The organism is Amycolatopsis methanolica 239, assembly GCF_000739085.1.
In the GTDB taxonomy this organism is placed as follows: domain Bacteria; phylum Actinomycetota; class Actinomycetes; order Mycobacteriales; family Pseudonocardiaceae; genus Amycolatopsis_E; species Amycolatopsis_E methanolica.
Map to the genome: position 1 here is coordinate 6612886 of NZ_CP009110.1, position 18620 is coordinate 6631505.

The following is an 18620-nucleotide window of genomic DNA, read 5'->3' on the forward strand; positions in this document are numbered from 1 at the left end:
TACCGGCGTCACACGGGATTCACCCCGAGCAAGGAAGACCCATGCTGCCGCCGTTCGCAGTGGCGGCACTGTAACAGGGTGCGATGAACCGGCTACACCCGACCCGCACTTCTTCCGGTGTCTATCGCGTCACAGGCGTGAAGTCCCGGCTGCCGATGAAGGTCGGCCGCGGCTTCGCCGCCGCGAACGGCTCGACGAGCGCGTTCTCGACGCTGTTGAACACCAGGAAGATGTTCGAGCGCGGGTACGGCGTGATGTTGTTGCCGGACCCGTGCATGATGTTGGAGTCGAACCACAGCGCCGAACCCGCGGGCCCGGTGAACTGGTCGATCCCGTACTCCGCGGCGAGCTTGGTGATGTCGTTCTCGCTGGGAACGCCGATCTCCTGCTCCTTCAGCGACGACTTGTAGTAGTCGTCCGGGGTCTCGCCGACGCACGGGACGAACGTCCGCTGCGAGCCCGGCATGACCATCAGGCCGCCGTTGAAGGGGTAGTTGTCGGTCAGCGCGATCGAGCAGCTCACCGCCCGCGGCCGCGGCATGCCGTCCTCGGCGTGCCAGGTCTCGAAGTCGGAGTGCCAGTAGAACCCGGTGCCCTTGAAACCCGGCATGTAGTTCACGCGGCTCTGGTGGATGTACACCTCGGAGCCGAGGATCTGCCGGGCGCGGTCGAGGACACGGGGGTCGCGCACGAGTTCCGCGATCAGCTCGCTGATCTTGTGCACCTCGAAGATGGACCGGACACTGCCGGTCTTCTTCTCGGTGATGACCCGCTCGTCGGCCTTCAGCTGCTCATCGCTGGAGAGCCGGACGAGCTCCTGCCAGTAGCCCTGCACTTCGGCGGGCGAGAGCAGGCCCTCGACGATGTGGTACCCCTTCGCGTCGTGCGAAGCGAGTGTCGCCGCATCGATCGGGCCGTCGGCCTCACTGCCCCAGACGGTCGGGTCGACGCGATCGAAGGGCTCGGCCGGGGCAGGAACCCTGGTCGGGTAACTGTCCTCGACACCGGTTTCCATGATCGTCAAATCGGTTCGCCTCCTTTTATGCGTTGCCTTTCGGTAGGGGCCTCGCTCCGTGGTGGCTCAGGCGGACTTCTCGTTCGCCTCGTCCTCCTCGACGACAAGCGGGTACACGCCGTTCTCGTCGTGCACCTCCCGGCCGGTGACCGGCGGGTTGAAGACGCACACGGTCTTCATGTCGGTCTTCGGGCGGACCTGGTGCTTGTCGTGGTCGTTGAGGAGGTACAGGGAACCCGGCTTGAGCTGGAACGTCTCGCCGGTCGCCTTGTTGGTGATCTCGCCTTCGCCCTCGTAGACGAAGACCGCCTCGATGTGGTTGGCGTACCAGAAGTCGTTGACGGTCCCCGCGTACAGCGTGGTCTCGTGCACCGAGAAGCCGACCTTCTCCTTGGCCAGGATGATCCGCTTCGAGCGCCAGTTCGGCGTCTTGATGTCGGCGTCGGTGTCGGTGATCTCGTCGAGGGTCCGGACGATCAAAACTTATCCCCTTCTCGTTCTTCTCTACTTACCGAGCACGGCGTTGACGGAGGCGTCGATGATCTCCAGCCCCTCGCCGACCTCGGCGTCCGTGAGGGTCAGCGGCGGCAGCAGCTTCACCACCTCGCTGTCCGGCCCGGAGGTCTCCATGAGCAGGCCGCGTTCGAACGCGGCAGCGCAGACCCGACCGGCGAGTTCCCCGTTCTGGAACTCCAAACCGCGGGCGAGGCCGCGGCCCTTCGCGGTCAGCTCCGCTTCGGGGTAGGCGTCGACGAGGCCCTGCAGCGCGGCGCCGATGCGCTCGCCCTTGGCGCGGACCGACTTCTCCAGCTCGTCGTCGCTCCAGTAGGTGCGCATGGCCTCGGCGGCGGTGACGAACGCCGGGCTGATGCCGCGGAAGGTGCCGTTGTGCTCACCCGGCTCCCAGACGTCGAGGTCGGGGCGGATCAGGGTCAGCGCCATCGGTATGCCGTAGCCGGACAGCGACTTGGACAGGCACACCATGTCCGGCTTGATGCCGGCTTCCTCGAAGCTGAAGAACGGGCCGGTGCGGCCGCAGCCCATCTGCACGTCGTCGACGATCAGCAGGATGCCGTGCCGCTTGCACAGGTCGGCCAGGCCGCGCAGCCACTCGATGCCTGCCGCGTTGATGCCGCCCTCGCCCTGCACGGTCTCGACGATCACCGCGGCGGGCTCGTTGAGCCCGCTGCCGGAGTCGTCGAGCAGCCGCTCGAAGTACAGGAAGTCCGGGTAGACGCCGTCGAAGTACTGGTCGTAGGGCATCGGCGTGGCGTGCACCAGCGGGATGCCGGCGCCGTGCCGCTTCATCGAGTTACCGGTGACCGACAGCGCGCCGATGGTCATGCCGTGGAAGGCGTTGGTGAAGTTGATGACCGACTCGCGGCCGGTGACCTTGCGGGCCAGCTTCAGCGCGGCTTCGACGGCGTTGGCGCCACCGGGGCCGGGGAAGATGACCTTGTAGTCCAGCTCGCGCGGCTTGAGGATCTTCTCGTCGAGCGTCTCGAGCAGGTCGCGCTTGGCGACGGTGAACATGTCGAGCGCGTGCGTGACGCCGTCGCGCTCGATGTACTCGATCAGGGCCTTCTTGAGCACGGGGTTGTTGTGCCCGTAGTTCAGCGCGCCGGCGCCGGCGAAATAGTCGAGGTACGGGCGGCCGTCCTCGGCGTAGAGGCGGCTGCCCTGCGCGCGGTCGAACACGACCGGCCATCCCCGGCTGTAGCTGCGCACTTCGGATTCGAGCTTTTCGAAGATGCTCACGTTGGGTTTTCCCCTCACTGGTGCTTGTCGACAGCTAATCGCACGGGCGTCCTCGCCCATTTCCGCCGTTATCTCGGGAGCAGCGGTCCGATTCGGTAAAGGTCTTCCGGCTCGTGCCGCGTGCCGTCGTCCGGAAAGTCGGCCGAGCCGAACAGCTCAGCGCGCTCCAGCTCCGCACCCCACCGTTCCGCGAAGGAGGTGAACAGGCGGATGGACGCTTTGTTGTCGGGCGTGATGGTGGTCTCGAGGTGTCGCACCCCGTCGGCCACCAACCGCGTGAACAGGTTGTCGAGCAGGGCTCCGGCCAGCCCCTGCCCACGTTGCGACGCGTCGACGGCGACCTGCCAGACGAGCGCGGTGTCCGGCGCCGAAGGACGGCGATAAGCGATCACGAATCCGACCGCGTCACCGTCCACCCGCGCCACCACCGAGGTGTCGGCGAAATCGCGGCACCACAACAGATATGCATAAGGCGAGTTGAGATCGAGCTTCTGCGAATCGCGTGCGATTCGCCAAAGCGCAGTCCCGTCGGCCTTGGTCGGATTTTCGATCAAGTGCTTTCCGGACATGTCAAAACAACCTAACAGAGTTGTTTCGGTCGTTCAGCGCATCGCCGTGCGCAGAGCCTGGCTACCTGCAACAACGACGAAACACACGTGAGAATGACAACAGAAAGCTGGTACTGCGAAGCCCAGTGTGCTATGGCCCCCTACCTGGCTAGGGCCTTATCACGTAGAGCGCCCGTCCGCCGCTGCGCGTTACACAGTAGTGGCAGCGCTCACAGGACGCGAGTCCACTCGCCGGGATCGCACGCCGCCCAGAACCGGATCCCGAAGCGCGACAGGCGCACGGTCCGGCGCACCAGCCGGGCCCGGCGCGCGGATTTCGCGGCCGCCCGGACCAGGTCCTCGGTCGCCAGGATCTCGTACTGCGACTCCAGCTCGGCGGACTCGTCGTCCAGCTCGACCAGGCCGAACCCGGCCAGCCGCGCCAGGTAGCCGGGCACCTCGTCGGCCAGCGTCACGCCGGCCGCCTTGCCGACGGTGGAGGCGTTGCGCAAGATCGTGCGGCCACCGCCGAACCCGCGCTCAGTGACGTCGATCACGGGGAAGGCCGTGCCGGTGGCGAGCGTGGCGATGATGCGGGCCTCGTCGGGCGTCAGCTGGCGCAGCACGGTGGCGTAGAGGTACTCGCGGGCCTGCTCGCGGCCGAAGCCGACGGACCGGTCCAGCAGCTCCTTCATCGCGGCGCGCAGCGGCTCGCGCGCGGGAACCAGCTCGCCAGTGCCGTTCGGAGCGTGTTCGGCACCGGCCGCGCTCAGCGCGACCACGTACGGGTCGTCGACCTCGTCGAGACGGCGGCGCAGCCCGGTCAGGACCTGCCGCTCGACCTGCCGCAGCCCCGCACCGGCCAGTTCGAGGCCTGGCAGCGGCAGCCGTTTGCCGATCGTGAACCCGGTGCGTGCGGCCCACCCGGCGAACCGGCCGGCCCGGCGCAGCAGGTTCTCGTCGCCGCCCTCCGGCGAACTCGGCAGGTTCTCGCTGGTCAACCACATCACCCCGTTTCCCAGGATGATGTTACGGCCGGGTCAGCGGAGTGCCTTGTTCGCCTTCCGGGTCGCCTTGCGCAACTGGAAGATGCGCGCGCCGCCGACCAGGGCGACCAGGACGGCGCCGGCGATCGCGGAGAACAGCATGGCCACGGCCAGCGGCATGCTGCCCTCCATCCCGAGGAAGGCCACCGTCGTCGAGTCCAGGTTCTGCAGGATGAAGATCAGCAGGAAGACCAGGACGATCAGGGCGACGATGATCGCGACCCAGGTCCCGCTGACCCGGGTCCGTTTGATCTTGACCGGCTTCGCGGGCGCGGGTTCCGTCACGGGCGGCTGGGGTGGGGTGCCGGTGGCCGGCTCGTCCCCCTGCGCGTGAGTCATAGGCCGATTGTGCGCGGGTGGGTGGATCCGCGCAGGTCCAAATCACTCGGATCGGCTAACTGCCCAGCTGAGCGTGACCACATCGCGACCCGAGGAGCCCAGGTCAGGCGGCGTCCGCTCGTCGACACCGAGACCACGCAGCGCCTCGGCGACCTCGCCGGCCCGGTCCGCGGGCAGGCAGAGCCGCCGCCGGGTGACGTCGACCAGCTCGTCGAAGCGGGCGTACTCCGGCTTGGCCGGCTTGTGCCAGCGCACGACCACGGGCTGCAAGCCGAGTTCCCGCAGCGCCGCGACGGCGTCGTCGGCCGTCGGCCCCTCCGGGCGCTCGATGCCGTGGAAGTGCCGCCACAACGGGTTGAGGGTGGTCAGCGGGTGGGCCTCGGCCAGTTCGACGACGACCTTCCGGCGCGCGTGGGCGGTCAGCGCGTCGGCGAACGGCGCGAGGTCGGGCGCATTGTAGAGGACGTGCGCGCAGACCACCACGTCGGCGGGCTCGACGTCGACGTCCGGCCACCGCCCCTCGACGGTGTGGTGCGGCAGGGACAGCGCCTCGGCCCGCCGCCGGAACTCCGCGAGCAGCCCGGCGCTGGTGTCGACGGCGGTGACCCGCGCGATCGACCGCGCGCACGGCAGGCTCGCGGCCCCGGCACCCGCGCCGACGTCCAGCACGGTGCCCGGCAACGCGTCCAGCACGGCCCGATGGGTCGGTGTCGCGGGCGCCGCCAGCTGGCGGTCGGCGCGGCGAGCGAACACCTGCTTCGGCACCACCCACGGCGACTCGGGCGCCGCGGCCAGGATGTGCTCGGGGATCGCCCAGTCCGCCAGCTGCTCGGACCACCTGCGCAACGCGTCGGCCATGCCCTCATTGTGCCGTTCAATCAGTGATTGATTCGGTGATGGATCCGTGCCTCCCTTGCCGGGTGCCGAGCACCGACGCCTCCACCCGCGAGCGACTGCTGACCGTCGCCGAACGGCTGCTGCTCGAATCCGGCTACGACGCGGTGTCCGTGCGGGCGATCAACAGCGCGGCCGGCATGAACCCGGCCGCGGTGCACTACCACTTCGGGTCGAAGGACGCGCTCATCGCCGCGCTGCTGGAGGCCCGGCTCGCGCCGGTCTGGCAGCGCAGGCTGGACGAGGTCACGCAGCGGCGGCGCGACGGCTGGACGCCGACAGTGCCCGAGCTGGTGGACCTGGTCGTCACCCCGCTGGGCGAGCTGGCCGCGGACCCGGTCGGGGCGCTCCGGCTGCGGCTGCTGGCGCGGTTCGTGCTGGGCAGGCGGGAGCCGGCGTGGGCGTCGCGGTGGTTCGGGCTCGGGCCGTGGATCGAGCTACTCCGGGACGCGCGGCCGGAGCTGGCGAAGGCGGAGGCGGCGCAGCGGTGGCTGCTCGCGTTCGGCTTGATGCTGCAGTTCTTCGCCGACGGGATGCCCGGCGAGGTGCCGGTGGAGACGCTGCGGGCGTTCGTCGCGGCGGGATTGGCGGGGTCATGACCGACGTCTTCACGCCGGCGCGGCTCGGGCCGGTCGAGCTGCGCAACCGGATCATCAAGGCGGCCACGTTCGAGGGCGCGACCCCGGACGCCCTGGTCACCGACCGGCTGATCGAGTTCCACCGGCGGCAGGCGCGCGGCGGGGTGGGGATGACAACGGTGGCCTACTGCGCGGTGTCGCCGGAGGGGCGCACCGACCGGCACCAGATCTGGATGCGGGAGGAGGCGCTGCCCGGGCTGGGGCGGCTCACCGACGCCGTGCACGCCGAGGGTGCGGCGGTGAGCGCGCAGATCGGGCATGCGGAGCCGGTCGCGAACGCGGCGTCGAACCGGCTGCCGGCGCTGGCGCCCGGCCGGTTCCCCAACCCGCTGGGGATGCGGATGACGCGAGCGGCCACTGTGGACGATCTGGCCCGCGTCGTGCGTGCGCACGCGTCGGCCGCCCGGTTCGCGGTCGAAGCCGGGTTCGACGCGGTGGAGATCCACTTCGGACACAACTACCTGGTGAGCTCGTTCCTCAGCCCGCGGCTGAACCGGCGCCGCGACTCCTACGGCGGGTCGCTGGCCAACCGGGCGCGGCTGGCGCTGGAGGTCGCGCGGGCGGTGCGGGACGAGGTCGGGTCGCGCATCGCGGTGACGGCGAAGCTGAACATGGACGACGGTGTGCCGGGCGGGTTCTGGCTGGATGAGAGCGTGCAGGTCGCGCGGTGGCTGGAGGCGGACGGGACCGTCGACGCGCTGGAGCTGACCGCGGGCAGTTCGCTGCTGAACCCGATGTACCTGTTCACCGGGGACGCGCCGGTGCGGGAGTTCGCGGCCGCGTTCCCGCAGCCCGTGCGTTCCGGCATCCAGGCGGTGGGCGGGGCGTTCCTGAAGAGCTACCCGTTCCAGGAGGCCTACCTGCTGGACCGGGCGCGCCAGTTCCGCGCGGCGCTGGAGCTGCCGTTGATCCTGCTCGGCGGGATCACGCGGCTGGAGACGATGGAGCGGGCGATGGCCGAGGGGTTCCAGTTCGTGGCGATGGCGCGGGCGTTGCTGCGTGAGCCGGACCTGCCGCTGCGGTTGCGGTCCGGGGCGCGTTCGCTGTGCGTGCACTGCAACCGCTGCATGCCGACGATCTACCGGGGGACGCGATGTGTGCTGACGTGATCGCCGTGACCGGATCCGCCTCGGGGATCGGGACGGCCGTGGTGACGGCCTTGCGGGCGGACGGGCACGAAGTGGTCGGCGTCGACCTGCGGGACGCGGAGGTGTGCGCGGATCTGTCCACTCCGGACGGCCGGCGGCCGCGGTGGACGCGGTGCTCGGGCTGGCGCCGAGGCTTCACGGGCTGGTGGTGTGCGCCGGGCTCGGGCCGCACGTCCGGGATCCGATGCAGATCGTCGAGGTCAACTACCGGGGCGCGGTCGAGGTGCTGGACGGGTTGTTCCCGGCGCTGCGCGGGGCGGCGGTGGCGGTGTCGTCGTCGGCCTCGACGATGGTGAAGCGGGCGGACAACCCGATCGCGCGCGGCGAGGAGGCGGCCGCGCTCGGGCACCTGGCGTACTCGTGGTCGGAGAACGCGCTGACTGTCGCGGTGCGGCAACGGGTTTCGCAGTGGGGCGCGGCGGGCGTGCGGCTCAACACGGTGGCGCCCGGGGCCGTGGACACGCCGCTGCTGCAGGCCGGCCTGGCATCCCGGCTCGGGGACGCGGTCCGGAACTACCAAGCGCCGATCCCGCGCCGGGGGCGGCCAGAGGAAATCGCCTCGCTGATCCGCTACCTGCTCGGCCCGGACGCCGGTTACATCCACGGAGCACAGCTGATGATCGACGGTGGGTCGGACGCACTGCTGCGGCCGACGGAGTTCTGACCTGGGACTCCTGGTACCGGCAGGATAGGCACCGTGCCGCGGCGCGGATTTCCGGTGCCCGGGCTCGGCCGGCGCATCCGCTGCTCGGGATCAGCTCGCGCCCTGGCACCGCGAACCGGCGCGCCCGCAGCGGCAGCCGACCGCCGCCACGGCAGCCGCCGCCCGGTTCAGCTCACGTCGGGGGCGTCAGGCTGTCGCCGGCACCTCCCGCAGCCGGTCGAGCTCCGCCAGCCACGACGGGCGGTCCGGCTCCTCCCAGAGCTCGTCCAGTTCGGACTTCTCCGCGAGCGCACGGTCGATCGCGCGCACCGCCAGCGCTCTCAGCTCCGTGGGCAGCACCGGGATCGGCTCCTCCGGCCCGTAACTTTCGTCCACCGGATCGCCGCCCGGGACCTGGGACGCCACGAGCGCGGCCACCGCCACGGCGAGCATGCCCTCCGGCGCCTCCAGGTACCCGGAGTTGCCCGCGGCCGCCTCCAGCGTCGTACGGATCAGCGCCCCACGCTCACCCGCGGGCAGGTCGTCCAGTTCGTTCGCGGAGTCGGCGGCCTCGTCGTTGTCGAAGTGCCCGATTCCCCACGTTCCCATTTGGTGCCTCCTCGAAGTTGCCGTGATCTTGTCAGGAGGCACCGACAAGACTAAGCAGCCAACCAGGCCTTCGCGGCCTGGAGGGCGTCCAGCGTGATCTGGTGCCCACCGTGGTGGCGGTGCACCGTCACCGAAGCCGACCGCTCCCGCAACAACTGGATGAACTGTTCGTTCGAAGGTAGCGGCGCCATCGGATCGCGTTCCCCATTGGACAGGAACACCCGCGTGGCGCCCAAGTCATGCCGGGGCGGGTCCGGCACCGGGAGCATCGACGCGAACAACGCCGCCTCCCGCACGACGTCCGGGCGCAGCAGGGCCAGCGCGCCGCCGATGTTGGCGCCGTTGGAAAACCCGACCGCGACCAGCCGCCGTCCGTCCAGGCCGTACTCCCGCTGGGCGTCGAGCACGAACGACGCCAGCTGGTCGGCGCGGGCGCGGACGTCGTCGTAGTCGAAGACGCCCTCCGCCAGCCGCCGGAACCACCGTGCGGCGCCGTGCTCGGACACCGGTCCGGCCGGGGCCAGCAATGCGGCGGACGGGTTCAGCTCCCGCGCGAGACCCACCAGGTCGTCCGTCCCGCCGCCGGTGCCGTGCAAGAGCAACAGCACCGGCGCGTCCGGCGGGCCCTCGATGAACTTGTGCTCGAGCGTCATCGGTTGTTCTCGCCCGGGATGTCCAGCTTCGGCAGGGCGCGCTCGATCTGCTCGCGGTCCGGCTCCAGCCACGGCGGCAGCTTCAGCGCGCGGCCGAGTTCCAGCAGCGGCTCGTCGACGGCGAACCCGGGCTGGTCGGTCGCGATCTCCAGCAGCGTGCCGCCCGGCTCGCGGAAGTAGATCGAGCGGAAGTACTGCCGGTCCAGGATCGAGGTGACGTTCACACCACGGTCGACGAGCTCCTCGCGCCACGCGGCCTGGCTTTCCTCGTCCGGCGCGCGCCAGGCGACGTGGTGCACGGTGCCCGCGGCAACGAGCCCGCGCGGGGCGTCCGGCGTGACGAGGACGTCGACCATCGCGCCCGGCCCGCCCTCACCGGCGGTGAACCGCAGGCGGTTGCTGTCCTGGCTGCTGAAGGTCAGGCCCAGGTCGCCGAACATCTCGGCGGTCGCGTCCTCCTTGGCGACCGAGAGGGTCACCGAGTGCAGGCCGCGGATCGCGTGATCGGCCGGGACGTGCCCGTTGTCCCACGGGCCGCGCGGGTCGCCCTGGGGGTGCGCGACGAGCGCGAGCTGGAGGCCGTCCGGGTCGCGGAAGGTCAGGACGTCCTCACCCTCCCGGTTGGCGATGCGCCCGGTGGTGACGCCGGCCTCGGCGAGGTGGTCCTTCCACCAGCCGATCGAATCGGCGGGCACGGAGAACGCGGTCGTGGTGGCCTGGCCGGTGCCGAGGCGCCCGCTCGGCGCGTCGCGCCACGGGAAGAAGGTCATCAGCGTGCCCGGCTTGCCGGACTGGTCGCCGTAGTACAGGTGGTAAGTCCCGGGATCGTCGAAGTTGACCGTCGTCTTCACCAGGCGCAGGCCGAGCGTGCGCAGGTAGAAGTCGGCGTTGCGCTGAGGGTCGCCGCCGATCGCGGTCACGTGGTGCAAGCCGCTCGTCTTGATGGACATCGTCTGCTCCTTTGCCGGGGCTTCAACCTAACCCGCAGAACCTCTCGCCAGCAAGATATATTCCGGGAAGAGTTTCGACCGGTATAGTCATGGGATGACCACTCCCGGCGATGACGAGATCGTGACCTGGTGGGGCCTCGTGATCGAGGGGTACCTCGCCACGCAGGATCGACTCATGGGCGAGATCGCCGAGCGGTTCGGCCTGGCGCCGGCGCCGTTCGACATCCTGCTGCGGCTGGTGCGCACGCCCGGCCACCGGATGCCGATGACGCGCCTGGCCACCGAGGCGGCGCTGTCCAGCGGCGGGTTCACCAAGGTGGCGGACCGGCTGGTCGCGGCCGGCCTGATCACACGCCAGCCGAGCCCGGACGACCGGCGCGTGACGTTTGCGTGCCTGACCGAGCACGGCCGCGAGGTGGCGGAAAAGGCGCGCCAGGCGTGCGCCGAGATCCTGCGGCGCCGTGTGCTGGAGCCCTTGGGGCCGGAGGCTTCGCAGGCGCTCGCCGACGCCATGCGAACGCTGCGTGAAGTGAACGGCACCAGCTGAACCCCCCGTTGCCTCCAGCGGATTCGCGGCGCACGATTAGTGCTCTCGCGAAGGAGGCGGACCAATGCTGACGACGTCCACCATCACGCACATGCTTGCCGCGCAGGATGCCGATCGCGCCAGGCACTTCTACGGTGACCAGCTCGGCCTGCGCCAGACCGAAACGGGACCGGACGGCACCTGCTACTTCGAGGCCGGCTCGGGGCACGTGATCGGTCTGCGCCCGCTGCCGGCCGCCAAGCCGAGCGAGAACACGGTCCTCAGCTTCGAGGTCGACGACATCTCCGCGGAGGTGCACGACCTGGAGGAACGCGGGGTGCGCTTCGCCGACTACGACTCCGGCGACCTCCGCACCGAGGGGCACATCGCCACGCTCGGCAAGGAGAAGGCGGCCTGGTTCGCCGACTCCGAAGGCAACTGGCTCTGCCTGCACGAGGTGGTGCGTTAGATCCCAAGGCCGGGGTACAGCTTCGCGGCGTTGCCGGACAGCACGTCCCGCACGACGGCGTCCGGCAGGCCCAGCTCCAGCAGCGCCCGGACGTTCCGCGCGGCGCCCGGGACGCCGGGCCAGTCGGTGCCGAACACGAACCGCCCGGCCAGCCGCGTGAAGTCGAACCGCGCGTAGTACTCCGGCAGCTTCCGCGGCGGCAGGCCGGACAGGTCCAGCCACACGTTGTCGCGCGCCAGCGCCAGGAACGCGGCCACGTCGTACCACCAGCCGCGGCCGCCGTGGGCGAACACGAACTGCACCGACGGGAAGTCCTCCACGACGTCGGCCATCAGCTCCGGGTTGCCGAAGCTCGCGCGGGCGCCGGGGAAGCTGCTCGTGCCCGAGTGGATGATCACCGGCACCCCGCGCTCGGCGCACACGTGGTACGCGGCGTACAACTCCTTGTCCCCCGGCGAGAACGCGCCGTGCACGGGGTGGATCTTCAACGCCACCGCGCCGAGGTCCAGCTGCCGCTCCACCTCGGCCGCCACCGGGTGGTGCAGGTACGGGTTCACGTTGGCCACCAGCCGGAACCGCGTCGGGTTCTCCGCCACCAGCGGCAGGTTGTCCTCGATCGGCTGGATCCCGGTGGCGCGCGGGCTGTATTCGCAGAACAACAACGCGCGGTCGACGCCCTCGGCCTCGAACAACGCATCCAGCCGCGCGGGCACGACGTTCCCCTCCGCGTCGTACGCGGACCGCCAGTCGTGCGGGCCCGAGAACCGCTCCGCCCACTCCAGCCAGGCCGGTTTCAACGTGCTCAGCCGCGGCGCGTGGACGTGCGCGTCGACCACGGTGTAGCCGTCGATCACGTGAGCGCCCCCGGCCGCAGCGAATCCCGGACCAGCTCGCGGATCACGTTCCGGCGGATCTTACCCGTCGCGGTCTTCGGCAGCTCGTCGACAGCCACCACCGCACGCGGCCGTTTGAACGTGGCGAGCCCCTCGCGGCAGAAGTCGATCAGCGCCTCCGGGTCGACGGTCCGCCCGGCGGCCGGCACGACGCAGGCCACCGGCTTCTCGATGCCGTCCGAGTCCGGAGCCGCCACCACCGCGACCTCGGCGACGTCCGGGTGCTGCAGCAACCGCTGCTCCACCTCCGCCGGCGACACCCAGATCCCGCCCGCCTTCAACATGTCGTTGAACCTACCAAGGCACGTGTAGGTGCCGTCCGGGTTGCGCACGTAGCTGTCCCCGGTCCGCAGCCACTCGCCCTGGAACACCTGCTTCGACGTCTCGTACCGGCTCCAGTAGCCGAACGCGGTGGACGGGCCGCGCACGTAAAGCTCGCCGGGCTGCCCGGTGGTTTCGATCAGCGTGCCGAGCGGGTCGCGGATCTCCACGTCGTAGCCGGGCACCGCGACACCCGTCGTGCCCGGGACCACCTCGCCCGGCCGGTTGGACAGGAAGATGTGCAGCGCCTCGGTGGACCCGATGCCGTCCAGGATCTCCACCCCGAACCGGTCGCGGAACCTCTCGTAGATCACCGCGGGCAGCGGCTCGCCCGCGGACACCGCCTGCCGCACCGACGAGAACGTGTCCGGTGGCAGGTCGGCGGCCAGCAGGGCGGAGTAAAAGGTCGGCACCCCGAAGAACAACGTCGGCCGCTCGGCGCGCACCCGGTCGGCGACCAGCTGCGGCGTCGGACGGCCCGGCTCGAACACCGCGCTCGCGCCGGCCGACAACGGGAAAAACGCGGAATTGCCGATGCCGTAGGCGAAGAACAGCTTGGCGACGGAGAAGCACTTGTCGTCGGGGCCGATCCCGAGCACCTGCCTGCCGTAGGTCTCGCACACCGCCCGGATGCTCGCGTGCCGGTGCATCGCGCCCTTGGGCTGACCGGTCGTGCCGGACGTGTACAGCCACAGCGCGGGCGAATCCGCCCACGTGTCATACGTTTCCCGTGCGTCCGCTGTGGACAGACGGGTCCAGTCGTGTGTGGACACCCGGGAGAACTGCGCGGCGTGCGCGCGATCCAGCACGACGTCAGTGACCTCCGGCGCCAGCTCGACCGCCTCCTTCGCGGCGGCGGTGAACTCCCCGGACACGCACAGCACCCTGGCACGCGAGTCGGCGAGCACCCGTCCCAGCTCGGGCCCGGTCACCATGGTCGACACCGGCACCGGAACCGCGCCGGCACACATCGCGCCGAGGATGCCGGTGAGCATCTCGACGCCGTCGACCATGCACAGCATGACCCGTTCCTCTGGCCGCACCCCGATGTCCGCCAGCCCGCCCGCGACACGGTGCACCGCTTCGGAAAGCTCGGCATAGGACAGCGTGCGCGACACCGTGACGACCGCGGTGCGGGCGCCGTTCCCGTCCCGGACGTGCCGGTCGACCAGGTAGTCCGCGGCGTTGAAATCGACCATCGCGCCCGCCCTCCGCAGGTTTTTTACAGGTACACGTACTCGTAGTCGAACGGCTTCCCGTTGATGCCCTGTCGCGGCGGGGCGACCCAGCTCGCGATCTTGCCCCGTTCGTACACCGGGTGCATGAGCGAGCGGACGAACGCCAGGTCCTCGTCGGTCGGCAGCCAATGCTTGCGGCTGCGCTCCCAGGTCGCTTCGTCCACGATCGTCCCGTCCGGCGTGATGTGGTGGCCGGAGTTTATGCCGACTTTCCGGTTGAAACCAGGGTGCGGCAGGCGGAACCGGAAGTCGATGCCCGCGTCGGCGAGGATCTTGTTCCACCGCTTGACCCCGGAGGAGCAGTCGGCGATGTACTCACCGCGCAGGTCGAGGTTGAGCAGCAGGATCTTCTGCATCTCCTCGGCGGTCCAGGTGCCGTCGTCCTGCGGTTTCTCCAGCAGCGCCGCGTCTTCGGTCAGCTGGTGGTCGTCCTTGCGGCGGGTCTCCATCCAGCGGCCCTTGAGCCCGGCGGTGTAGTAGTTGGCCGCGTTCGTCGACGTCTCGCTGCCGAACAGGTCGAGCGAGACGGTGTAGTGGAAGTTCAGGTAGCGCTGGATGATGTCCAGCGGGATGCCGCCGTGCGCGGCGATGTCCATCGTGTCGTGTTCGCGGATCAGCTCGGCGCTGCGCGTCACCACGCGGTCGACACCGGTGGTGCCGACGAACATGTGGTGCGCCTCCTCCTTGAGCATGAACTCGCAGGTGCGCGACAGCGGGTCGAACGCGGACTCCTTCAGCGTGCCCAGCTGGTACTTGCCGTCGCGGTCCGTGAAGTAGGTGAACATGTAGAACGCGAGCCAGTCCGCGGTCTCCTCGTTGAACGCGCCGAGGATGCGGGGCGTGTCCGGGCTGCCCGAGTTGCGGTGGAGCAGCGCCTCCGCCTCCTCGCGGCCCTCCTTGCCGAAGTAGGCGTGCAGCAGGTAGACCATCGCCCACAGGTGACGGCCCTCCTCCACGTTGACCTGGAAGAGGTTGCGCAGGTCGTAGAGGCTGGGCGCGGTCAGGCCGAGGAGTTTCTGCTGCTCCACGGAGGCCGGCTCGGTATCGCCCTGGATGACGATCAGCCGCTGCAGGTCGGCGCGGTACTCGCCGGGCACCTGCTGCCACGCGGGCTCGCCGCGGTGCTCGCCGAACGCGATCCGGCGGTCCGGGTCGCGTTCGGAGAGGAAGATGCCCCAGCGGTAGTCCTGTGGCACGACGTGGTCGAAGTGCGCCCAGCCGTCGCGGCCGACGCTGACCGCCGTGCGCAGGTACACGCCCTGGGTTTCCAGCGCCGGGCCCATCTCGGCCCACCAGTGCATGAACTTCGGCTGCCAGCCCTCCAGCGCCCGCTGCAGCCTCCGGTTGTCGGACAGTTCGACGTTGTTCGGGATCTTGGCGTCGTAGTCGATCCTGGTCGGCATCTCACACCCGCTTGCGGTCGAAGGAAGCCTTCTGGCCGGTGCCGTAGCGGCGCAGCGCGCCCTCCGGCCCGGAGGCGTTCGGTCTCGTGAAGATCCAGTTCTGCCAGGCCGTCAGGCGGCCGAAGATCTTGGTCTCGATGGTTTCCGGCCCGACGAACCGGTGGTTGGCCTCCATGCCGGTGAGCGCGTCCGGCGACAGCGCGGCGCGGCCCTCCAGCACGATCCGGATCTCGTCCTCCCAGTCGATGTCGTCCGGGGCCTCGGTGACCAGCCCCAGCTCGACGGCCTCGCCCGCGGACAGCCGCCGGTCGCGTTCGCGCTTGAGCCAGTCCAGGTGGTCGTGCTCACCGTAGAACCGGGATTCCAGGCGGGACAGGCCGTTGCCCATCGGGAACGCGCCGAAGTTCGCGTCGGACAACACGATGGCCGCGCGTTCGTCGCTGTCCTCGTCGTCGATCGGCGGCCCGTCCAGCATGTACTGGCGGTCGCACGCCAGCGCCAGCTCCAGCAGCACCCCGGCGAAGCAGCCGCCCGGTTCGATCAGCGCGATGAGACTGCGGCTGGTGACGTCGAGCCGTTTCAGCGTGCGCTTGTAGTAGTGCAGGACCTCGTTGGACAGCCAGTCGGAACCGGTGAGCACTTCCCGTTCGGCGGCGAGCACGGCGTCCGGGTCGCCCTCGGTGCGGAAGACCCAGGTGCCCAGCTCGGGTTCGTTGGTGCGCAGGCGCAGGATGAGGTCGTCCAGCTCACGGGTCATCGCCAGCAGCCAGCCGTCTGCTCGCGGTCCGCGGACGGTGATCGTGACGACGCCGGCGGCGCGGTCCAGCTCGGCGGTGGTGTTCGGGTAGGCGATGCGGTCGTCGTCCTCGGTGCGCTGGAGCGGTTCGAGCACGATGCCCTGCGCGTTCTCCGGCCGGTTGCTGCGGGCGGCGAGTTCGCGGGCCCGCTGCTCGACGACCGCGCGGAACTCCTGGCGCGGAACCAGCTCGTCGACCAGCCGCCAGTCGACAGCGGTGCGGCCCTTCACGCCGTCCGGGCGGGTGACGAACACGTCGGCGCGGTCCTTGCGGACGCGGCGCTTGTCGGTCACGCGGGTGAGCCCGCCGGTGCCGGGCAGCACGCCGAGCAGCGGCACCTCGGGCAGCGCGACGGTCGAGGAGTTGTCGTCGACCAGCAGGATCTTCTCGCAGGCCAGGGCGATTTCGTAGCCGCCGCCGGCGCAGCTGCCGTTGACCGCGGCGAGGTAGATCTGGCCGGAGTTCTCGGTGGCGTCCTCGATGCCGTTGCGGGTCTCGTTGGTGAACTTGCAGAAGTTCACCTTCCACTCGTGCGGGGAGCCGGCCAGCATGCGGATGTTGGCGCCGGCGCAGAACACCTTGTCCTTGGCGCTGGTCAGGATCACCGCGCGCACCTCGGGGTGCTCGAACCGCAGCCGCTGGACGGCGTCGTAGAGCTCGATGTCCACGCCCAGGTCGTAGGAGTTGAGCTTCAGCTCGTAACCCGGGACCAGACCGCCCTGCTCGTCGACGTCCATCTCCAGCCACGCCAGCGGCGGCTCGATCCGGAGCCGCCAGTGCCGGTAGGAATCCGGATGCCGATCGAATGACACCGTCGTCATGGCATCGATTCTCTACAACTTGTTCTCGGTCGTCAACGTTGTGTAGAGAGTGGATCTCGGGCCTATCGTGCTCAGCATGGCTGACCTCAAACCCCGGTCGCGGGACGTGACGGACGGGCTCGAACGCGCGGCGGCGCGTGGCATGCTGCGCGCGGTCGGAATGGGCGACGAGGACTTCGCCAAACCGCAGATCGGCATCGCCTCGTCATGGAACGAGATAACACCGTGCAACCTCTCCCTGCAACGGCTGGCGCAGGCGAGCAAGCAGGGAGTGCACGCCGGCGGCGGTTACCCGATGGAGTTCGGCACGATCTCGGTGTCCGACGGCATCTCGATGGGCCACGAGGGCATGCACTTCTCGCTGGTGTCGCGGGAGATCATCGCCGACTCGGTGGAAACGGTGATGGAGGCCGAGCGCCTGGACGGCGCGGTGCTGCTGGCCGGGTGCGACAAGAGCCTGCCCGGGATGCTGATGGCCGCCGCGCGGCTGGACGTCGCGGCGGTGTTCCTCTACGCCGGGTCGATCCTGCCGGGCAGTGTGGACGGCCGCGAGGTGACGATCATCGACGCGTTCGAGGCGGTCGGCGCGTGTGCCCGCGGGCTGATCTCCCGCGAGGAGGTCGACAAGATCGAACGCGCCATCTGCCCCGGCGAGGGCGCGTGCGGCGGGATGTACACGGCGAACACGATGGCGTGCGCGGCCGAGGCGCTGGGAATGTCGCTACCCGGCTCGGCGAGCCCGCCATCGGTGGACCGGCGGCGCGACCGGTTCGCGCGGGAGAGCGGTGAGGCGATCGTCGGGATGCTCGGCGCCGGGATCACCGCCCGGGACGTGCTCACGCGCGAGGCGTTCGAGAACGCGATCGCCGTCGTGATGGCGCTGGGCGGGTCCACCAACGCGGTGCTGCACCTGCTGGCCATCGCCCACGAGGCCGAGGTCGGGCTGACACTGGACGACTTCACCCGCATCGGTGACCGGGTGCCACACCTGGCCGACGTGAAGCCGTTCGGACGGCACGTGATGACCGCGGTCGACCGCGTCGGCGGGGTGCCGGTGGTGATGAAGGCCCTGCTGGACGCGGGTCTGCTGCACGGCGACTGCCTCACCGTGACGGGCAAGACGCTGGCCGAGAACCTGGCCGAGCTGGCGCCGCCGGAGCTGGACGGCGAGGTCGTGCGGAAGCTGTCGAACCCGATCCACCCGACCGGCGGGCTCACGATCCTGCACGGCAGCCTCGCACCGGAGGGCGCGGTGGTGAAGAGCGCCGGGTTCGACTCGTCGCGGTTCGAGGGGACGGCGCGGGTGTTCGACGGCGAGCAGGCCGCGATGGACGCGCTGCCGACGCTGCAGCCCGGCGACGTGGTCGTGATCCGGTACGAGGGGCCGCGCGGCGGACCCGGGATGCGCGAGATGCTCGCCGTGACGGGCGCGATCAAGGGCGCCGGGCTGGGCAAGGACGTCCTGCTGCTCACCGACGGCCGGTTCTCCGGCGGCACCACCGGGCTGTGCATCGGACACGTCGCCCCGGAGGCCGCGCACGGCGGCCCGATCGCGTTCGTCCGCGACGGCGACCCGATCGTGCTCGACATGGAGACGCGAACGCTTGACGTCGGGATTTCCGAGGAGGAGATGGCCGAACGCCGGTCCGGCTGGGAAGCGCCCCCGCCGCCGCGCCGCACCGGCGTGCTGGCTAAGTACGCCCGCCTGGTCGGTTCCGCCGCGCGGGGAGCCGTCTGTTCCTAGACGGGTTGTTCAGTGAGGTTGGTTCCGCGGCCGGCGGTGATGCGGCCGCCGCCGTCGGGATGCGGCCGGGGTTTTTGGCACGACGTGGACCAGCTCGCCCGGACGGAAGCGAGCAGCACGCCTGGACGTAGTATTGCCGAATCGTTCAACAATCCAATACTGTCCTC

The 18620-nt window shown here is 70.0% G+C and carries 20 protein-coding genes; 6 read left to right on the forward strand and 14 right to left on the reverse strand.

Translation table 11 applies throughout. The features are described from left to right. Positions 1 to 121: 121 nt before the first annotated feature. The 7 genes from thpD to AMETH_RS32360 form a co-directional block, all read right to left on the reverse strand. On the reverse strand, positions 122 to 1015 hold the full coding sequence (thpD, locus tag AMETH_RS32330; RefSeq protein ID WP_017985331.1) for an ectoine hydroxylase: 894 nt from the start codon (positions 1013 to 1015) through the stop codon (positions 122 to 124). A 66-nt stretch (positions 1016 to 1081) separates the two neighbouring features. Further along, positions 1082 to 1495 carry an ectoine synthase gene (locus AMETH_RS32335; RefSeq protein ID WP_017985332.1) on the reverse strand — a complete coding sequence of 138 codons (414 nt, stop codon included), beginning with the start codon at positions 1493 to 1495 and terminating at the stop codon, positions 1082 to 1084. Between the two features lie 24 nt (positions 1496 to 1519). After that, positions 1520 to 2773 carry a diaminobutyrate--2-oxoglutarate transaminase gene (gene ectB / locus AMETH_RS32340; RefSeq protein ID WP_017985333.1) on the reverse strand — a complete coding sequence of 418 codons (1254 nt, stop codon included), beginning with the start codon at positions 2771 to 2773 and terminating at the stop codon, positions 1520 to 1522. 68 nt (positions 2774 to 2841) lie between these two features. Further along, positions 2842 to 3342, reverse strand: a complete 501-nt coding sequence (gene ectA, locus AMETH_RS32345; RefSeq protein ID WP_038532561.1) for a diaminobutyrate acetyltransferase — start codon at positions 3340 to 3342, stop codon at positions 2842 to 2844. Between the two features lie 209 nt (positions 3343 to 3551). Next, entirely contained in the window at positions 3552 to 4328 is a 777-nt protein-coding gene (locus AMETH_RS32350; protein WP_017985335.1) for an Abi-alpha family protein, read from the reverse strand. 33 nt (positions 4329 to 4361) lie between these two features. After that, entirely contained in the window at positions 4362 to 4706 is a 345-nt protein-coding gene (locus tag AMETH_RS32355; protein ID WP_017985336.1) for a LapA family protein, read from the reverse strand. Positions 4707 to 4748: 42 nt separating this feature from the next. Then, on the reverse strand, positions 4749 to 5564 hold the full coding sequence (locus tag AMETH_RS32360) for a class I SAM-dependent methyltransferase (protein WP_017985337.1): 816 nt from the start codon (positions 5562 to 5564) through the stop codon (positions 4749 to 4751). Positions 5565 to 5626: 62 nt separating this feature from the next. Between AMETH_RS32360 and AMETH_RS32365 the strand changes: the two genes are divergently transcribed. From AMETH_RS32365 to AMETH_RS32375, 3 genes are all read left to right on the forward strand, one after another. Next, positions 5627 to 6199, forward strand: coding sequence for a TetR/AcrR family transcriptional regulator (locus AMETH_RS32365; protein ID WP_017985338.1), 573 nt, complete (start codon positions 5627 to 5629; stop codon positions 6197 to 6199). Continuing rightward, positions 6196 to 7347: an NADH:flavin oxidoreductase gene (locus AMETH_RS32370; RefSeq protein ID WP_017985339.1), complete on the forward strand. Its 1152-nt coding sequence runs from the start codon at positions 6196 to 6198 to the stop codon at positions 7345 to 7347. The genes AMETH_RS32365 and AMETH_RS32370 overlap by 4 nt, the downstream gene beginning before the upstream one ends. Before the next feature lie 103 nt (positions 7348 to 7450). Then, positions 7451 to 8050: an SDR family oxidoreductase gene (locus AMETH_RS32375; RefSeq protein ID WP_223842993.1), complete on the forward strand. Its 600-nt coding sequence runs from the start codon at positions 7451 to 7453 to the stop codon at positions 8048 to 8050. 186 nt (positions 8051 to 8236) lie between these two features. Here AMETH_RS32375 and AMETH_RS32380 read toward each other — a convergent pair whose 3' ends face one another. The 3 genes from AMETH_RS32380 to AMETH_RS32390 are packed head-to-tail and all read right to left on the reverse strand — an operon-like array spanning position 8237 to position 10241. Further along, positions 8237 to 8638: a DUF4259 domain-containing protein gene (locus AMETH_RS32380; RefSeq protein WP_017985341.1), complete on the reverse strand. Its 402-nt coding sequence runs from the start codon at positions 8636 to 8638 to the stop codon at positions 8237 to 8239. A gap of 50 nt (positions 8639 to 8688) precedes the next feature. Next, positions 8689 to 9291: an alpha/beta hydrolase gene (locus tag AMETH_RS32385; RefSeq protein WP_017985342.1), complete on the reverse strand. Its 603-nt coding sequence runs from the start codon at positions 9289 to 9291 to the stop codon at positions 8689 to 8691. Continuing rightward, positions 9288 to 10241 carry a ring-cleaving dioxygenase gene (locus AMETH_RS32390; protein ID WP_017985343.1) on the reverse strand — a complete coding sequence of 318 codons (954 nt, stop codon included), beginning with the start codon at positions 10239 to 10241 and terminating at the stop codon, positions 9288 to 9290. Before AMETH_RS32390 ends, AMETH_RS32385 begins: the two co-directional genes overlap by 4 nt. 94 nt (positions 10242 to 10335) lie before the next feature. Between AMETH_RS32390 and AMETH_RS32395 the strand changes: the two genes are divergently transcribed. Together AMETH_RS32395 and AMETH_RS32400 are read left to right on the forward strand one after the other, a co-directional pair. After that, complete coding sequence (locus AMETH_RS32395) at positions 10336 to 10788, forward strand: MarR family winged helix-turn-helix transcriptional regulator (RefSeq protein WP_017985344.1); 453 nt, start codon at positions 10336 to 10338, stop codon at positions 10786 to 10788. A gap of 64 nt (positions 10789 to 10852) precedes the next feature. Beyond that, a complete protein-coding gene (locus AMETH_RS32400; RefSeq protein ID WP_017985345.1) occupies positions 10853 to 11236 on the forward strand; it encodes a VOC family protein in 384 nt (127 codons plus the stop codon). Here AMETH_RS32400 and AMETH_RS32405 read toward each other — a convergent pair. Genes AMETH_RS32405 through boxC form a run of 4 tightly spaced genes read right to left on the reverse strand, consistent with a single transcriptional unit; the run spans position 11233 to position 16709 of the window. Beyond that, positions 11233 to 12090, reverse strand: coding sequence for an amidohydrolase family protein (locus AMETH_RS32405; RefSeq protein WP_017985346.1), 858 nt, complete (start codon positions 12088 to 12090; stop codon positions 11233 to 11235). The two genes, AMETH_RS32400 and AMETH_RS32405, sit on opposite strands and share 4 nt — an antisense overlap. Next, complete coding sequence (locus AMETH_RS32410; RefSeq protein WP_017985347.1) at positions 12087 to 13649, reverse strand: benzoate-CoA ligase family protein; 1563 nt, start codon at positions 13647 to 13649, stop codon at positions 12087 to 12089. Before AMETH_RS32410 ends, AMETH_RS32405 begins: the two co-directional genes overlap by 4 nt. Positions 13650 to 13672: 23 nt before the next feature. Beyond that, a complete protein-coding gene (gene boxB / locus AMETH_RS32415; RefSeq protein ID WP_017985348.1) occupies positions 13673 to 15091 on the reverse strand; it encodes a benzoyl-CoA 2,3-epoxidase subunit BoxB in 1419 nt (472 codons plus the stop codon). 1 nt (position 15092) lies between these two features. Next, positions 15093 to 16709, reverse strand: coding sequence for a 2,3-epoxybenzoyl-CoA dihydrolase (boxC, locus tag AMETH_RS32420; RefSeq protein ID WP_017985349.1), 1617 nt, complete (start codon positions 16707 to 16709; stop codon positions 15093 to 15095). Positions 16710 to 16785: 76 nt separating this feature from the next. Between boxC and ilvD the strand changes: the two genes are divergently transcribed. After that, entirely contained in the window at positions 16786 to 18453 is a 1668-nt protein-coding gene (gene ilvD / locus AMETH_RS32425) for a dihydroxy-acid dehydratase (protein ID WP_051079567.1), read from the forward strand. Positions 18454 to 18620 lie beyond the last annotated feature (167 nt).

What these genes read in the sequence shown, in the direction of transcription:
- thpD (WP_017985331.1), bottom strand. Translation starts at nt 1,015, where the DNA reads ATGGAAACCGGTGTCGAGGACAGTTACCCGACCAGGGTTCCTGCCCCG.
- ectA (WP_038532561.1), bottom strand. Translation starts at nt 3,342, where the DNA reads ATGTCCGGAAAGCACTTGATCGAAAATCCGACCAAGGCCGACGGGACT.
- AMETH_RS32350 (WP_017985335.1), bottom strand. Translation starts at nt 4,328, where the DNA reads ATGTGGTTGACCAGCGAGAACCTGCCGAGTTCGCCGGAGGGCGGCGAC.
- AMETH_RS32355 (WP_017985336.1), bottom strand. Translation starts at nt 4,706, where the DNA reads ATGACTCACGCGCAGGGGGACGAGCCGGCCACCGGCACCCCACCCCAG.
- AMETH_RS32360 (WP_017985337.1), bottom strand. Translation starts at nt 5,564, where the DNA reads ATGGCCGACGCGTTGCGCAGGTGGTCCGAGCAGCTGGCGGACTGGGCG.
- AMETH_RS32370 (WP_017985339.1), top strand. Translation starts at nt 6,196, where the DNA reads ATGACCGACGTCTTCACGCCGGCGCGGCTCGGGCCGGTCGAGCTGCGC.
- AMETH_RS32380 (WP_017985341.1), bottom strand. Translation starts at nt 8,638, where the DNA reads ATGGGAACGTGGGGAATCGGGCACTTCGACAACGACGAGGCCGCCGAC.
- AMETH_RS32385 (WP_017985342.1), bottom strand. Translation starts at nt 9,291, where the DNA reads ATGACGCTCGAGCACAAGTTCATCGAGGGCCCGCCGGACGCGCCGGTG.
- AMETH_RS32390 (WP_017985343.1), bottom strand. Translation starts at nt 10,241, where the DNA reads ATGTCCATCAAGACGAGCGGCTTGCACCACGTGACCGCGATCGGCGGC.
- AMETH_RS32395 (WP_017985344.1), top strand. Translation starts at nt 10,336, where the DNA reads ATGACCACTCCCGGCGATGACGAGATCGTGACCTGGTGGGGCCTCGTG.
- AMETH_RS32400 (WP_017985345.1), top strand. Translation starts at nt 10,853, where the DNA reads ATGCTGACGACGTCCACCATCACGCACATGCTTGCCGCGCAGGATGCC.
- AMETH_RS32410 (WP_017985347.1), bottom strand. Translation starts at nt 13,649, where the DNA reads ATGGTCGATTTCAACGCCGCGGACTACCTGGTCGACCGGCACGTCCGG.
- boxB (WP_017985348.1), bottom strand. Translation starts at nt 15,091, where the DNA reads ATGCCGACCAGGATCGACTACGACGCCAAGATCCCGAACAACGTCGAA.
- boxC (WP_017985349.1), bottom strand. Translation starts at nt 16,709, where the DNA reads ATGACGACGGTGTCATTCGATCGGCATCCGGATTCCTACCGGCACTGG.
- ilvD (WP_051079567.1), top strand. Translation starts at nt 16,786, where the DNA reads ATGGCTGACCTCAAACCCCGGTCGCGGGACGTGACGGACGGGCTCGAA.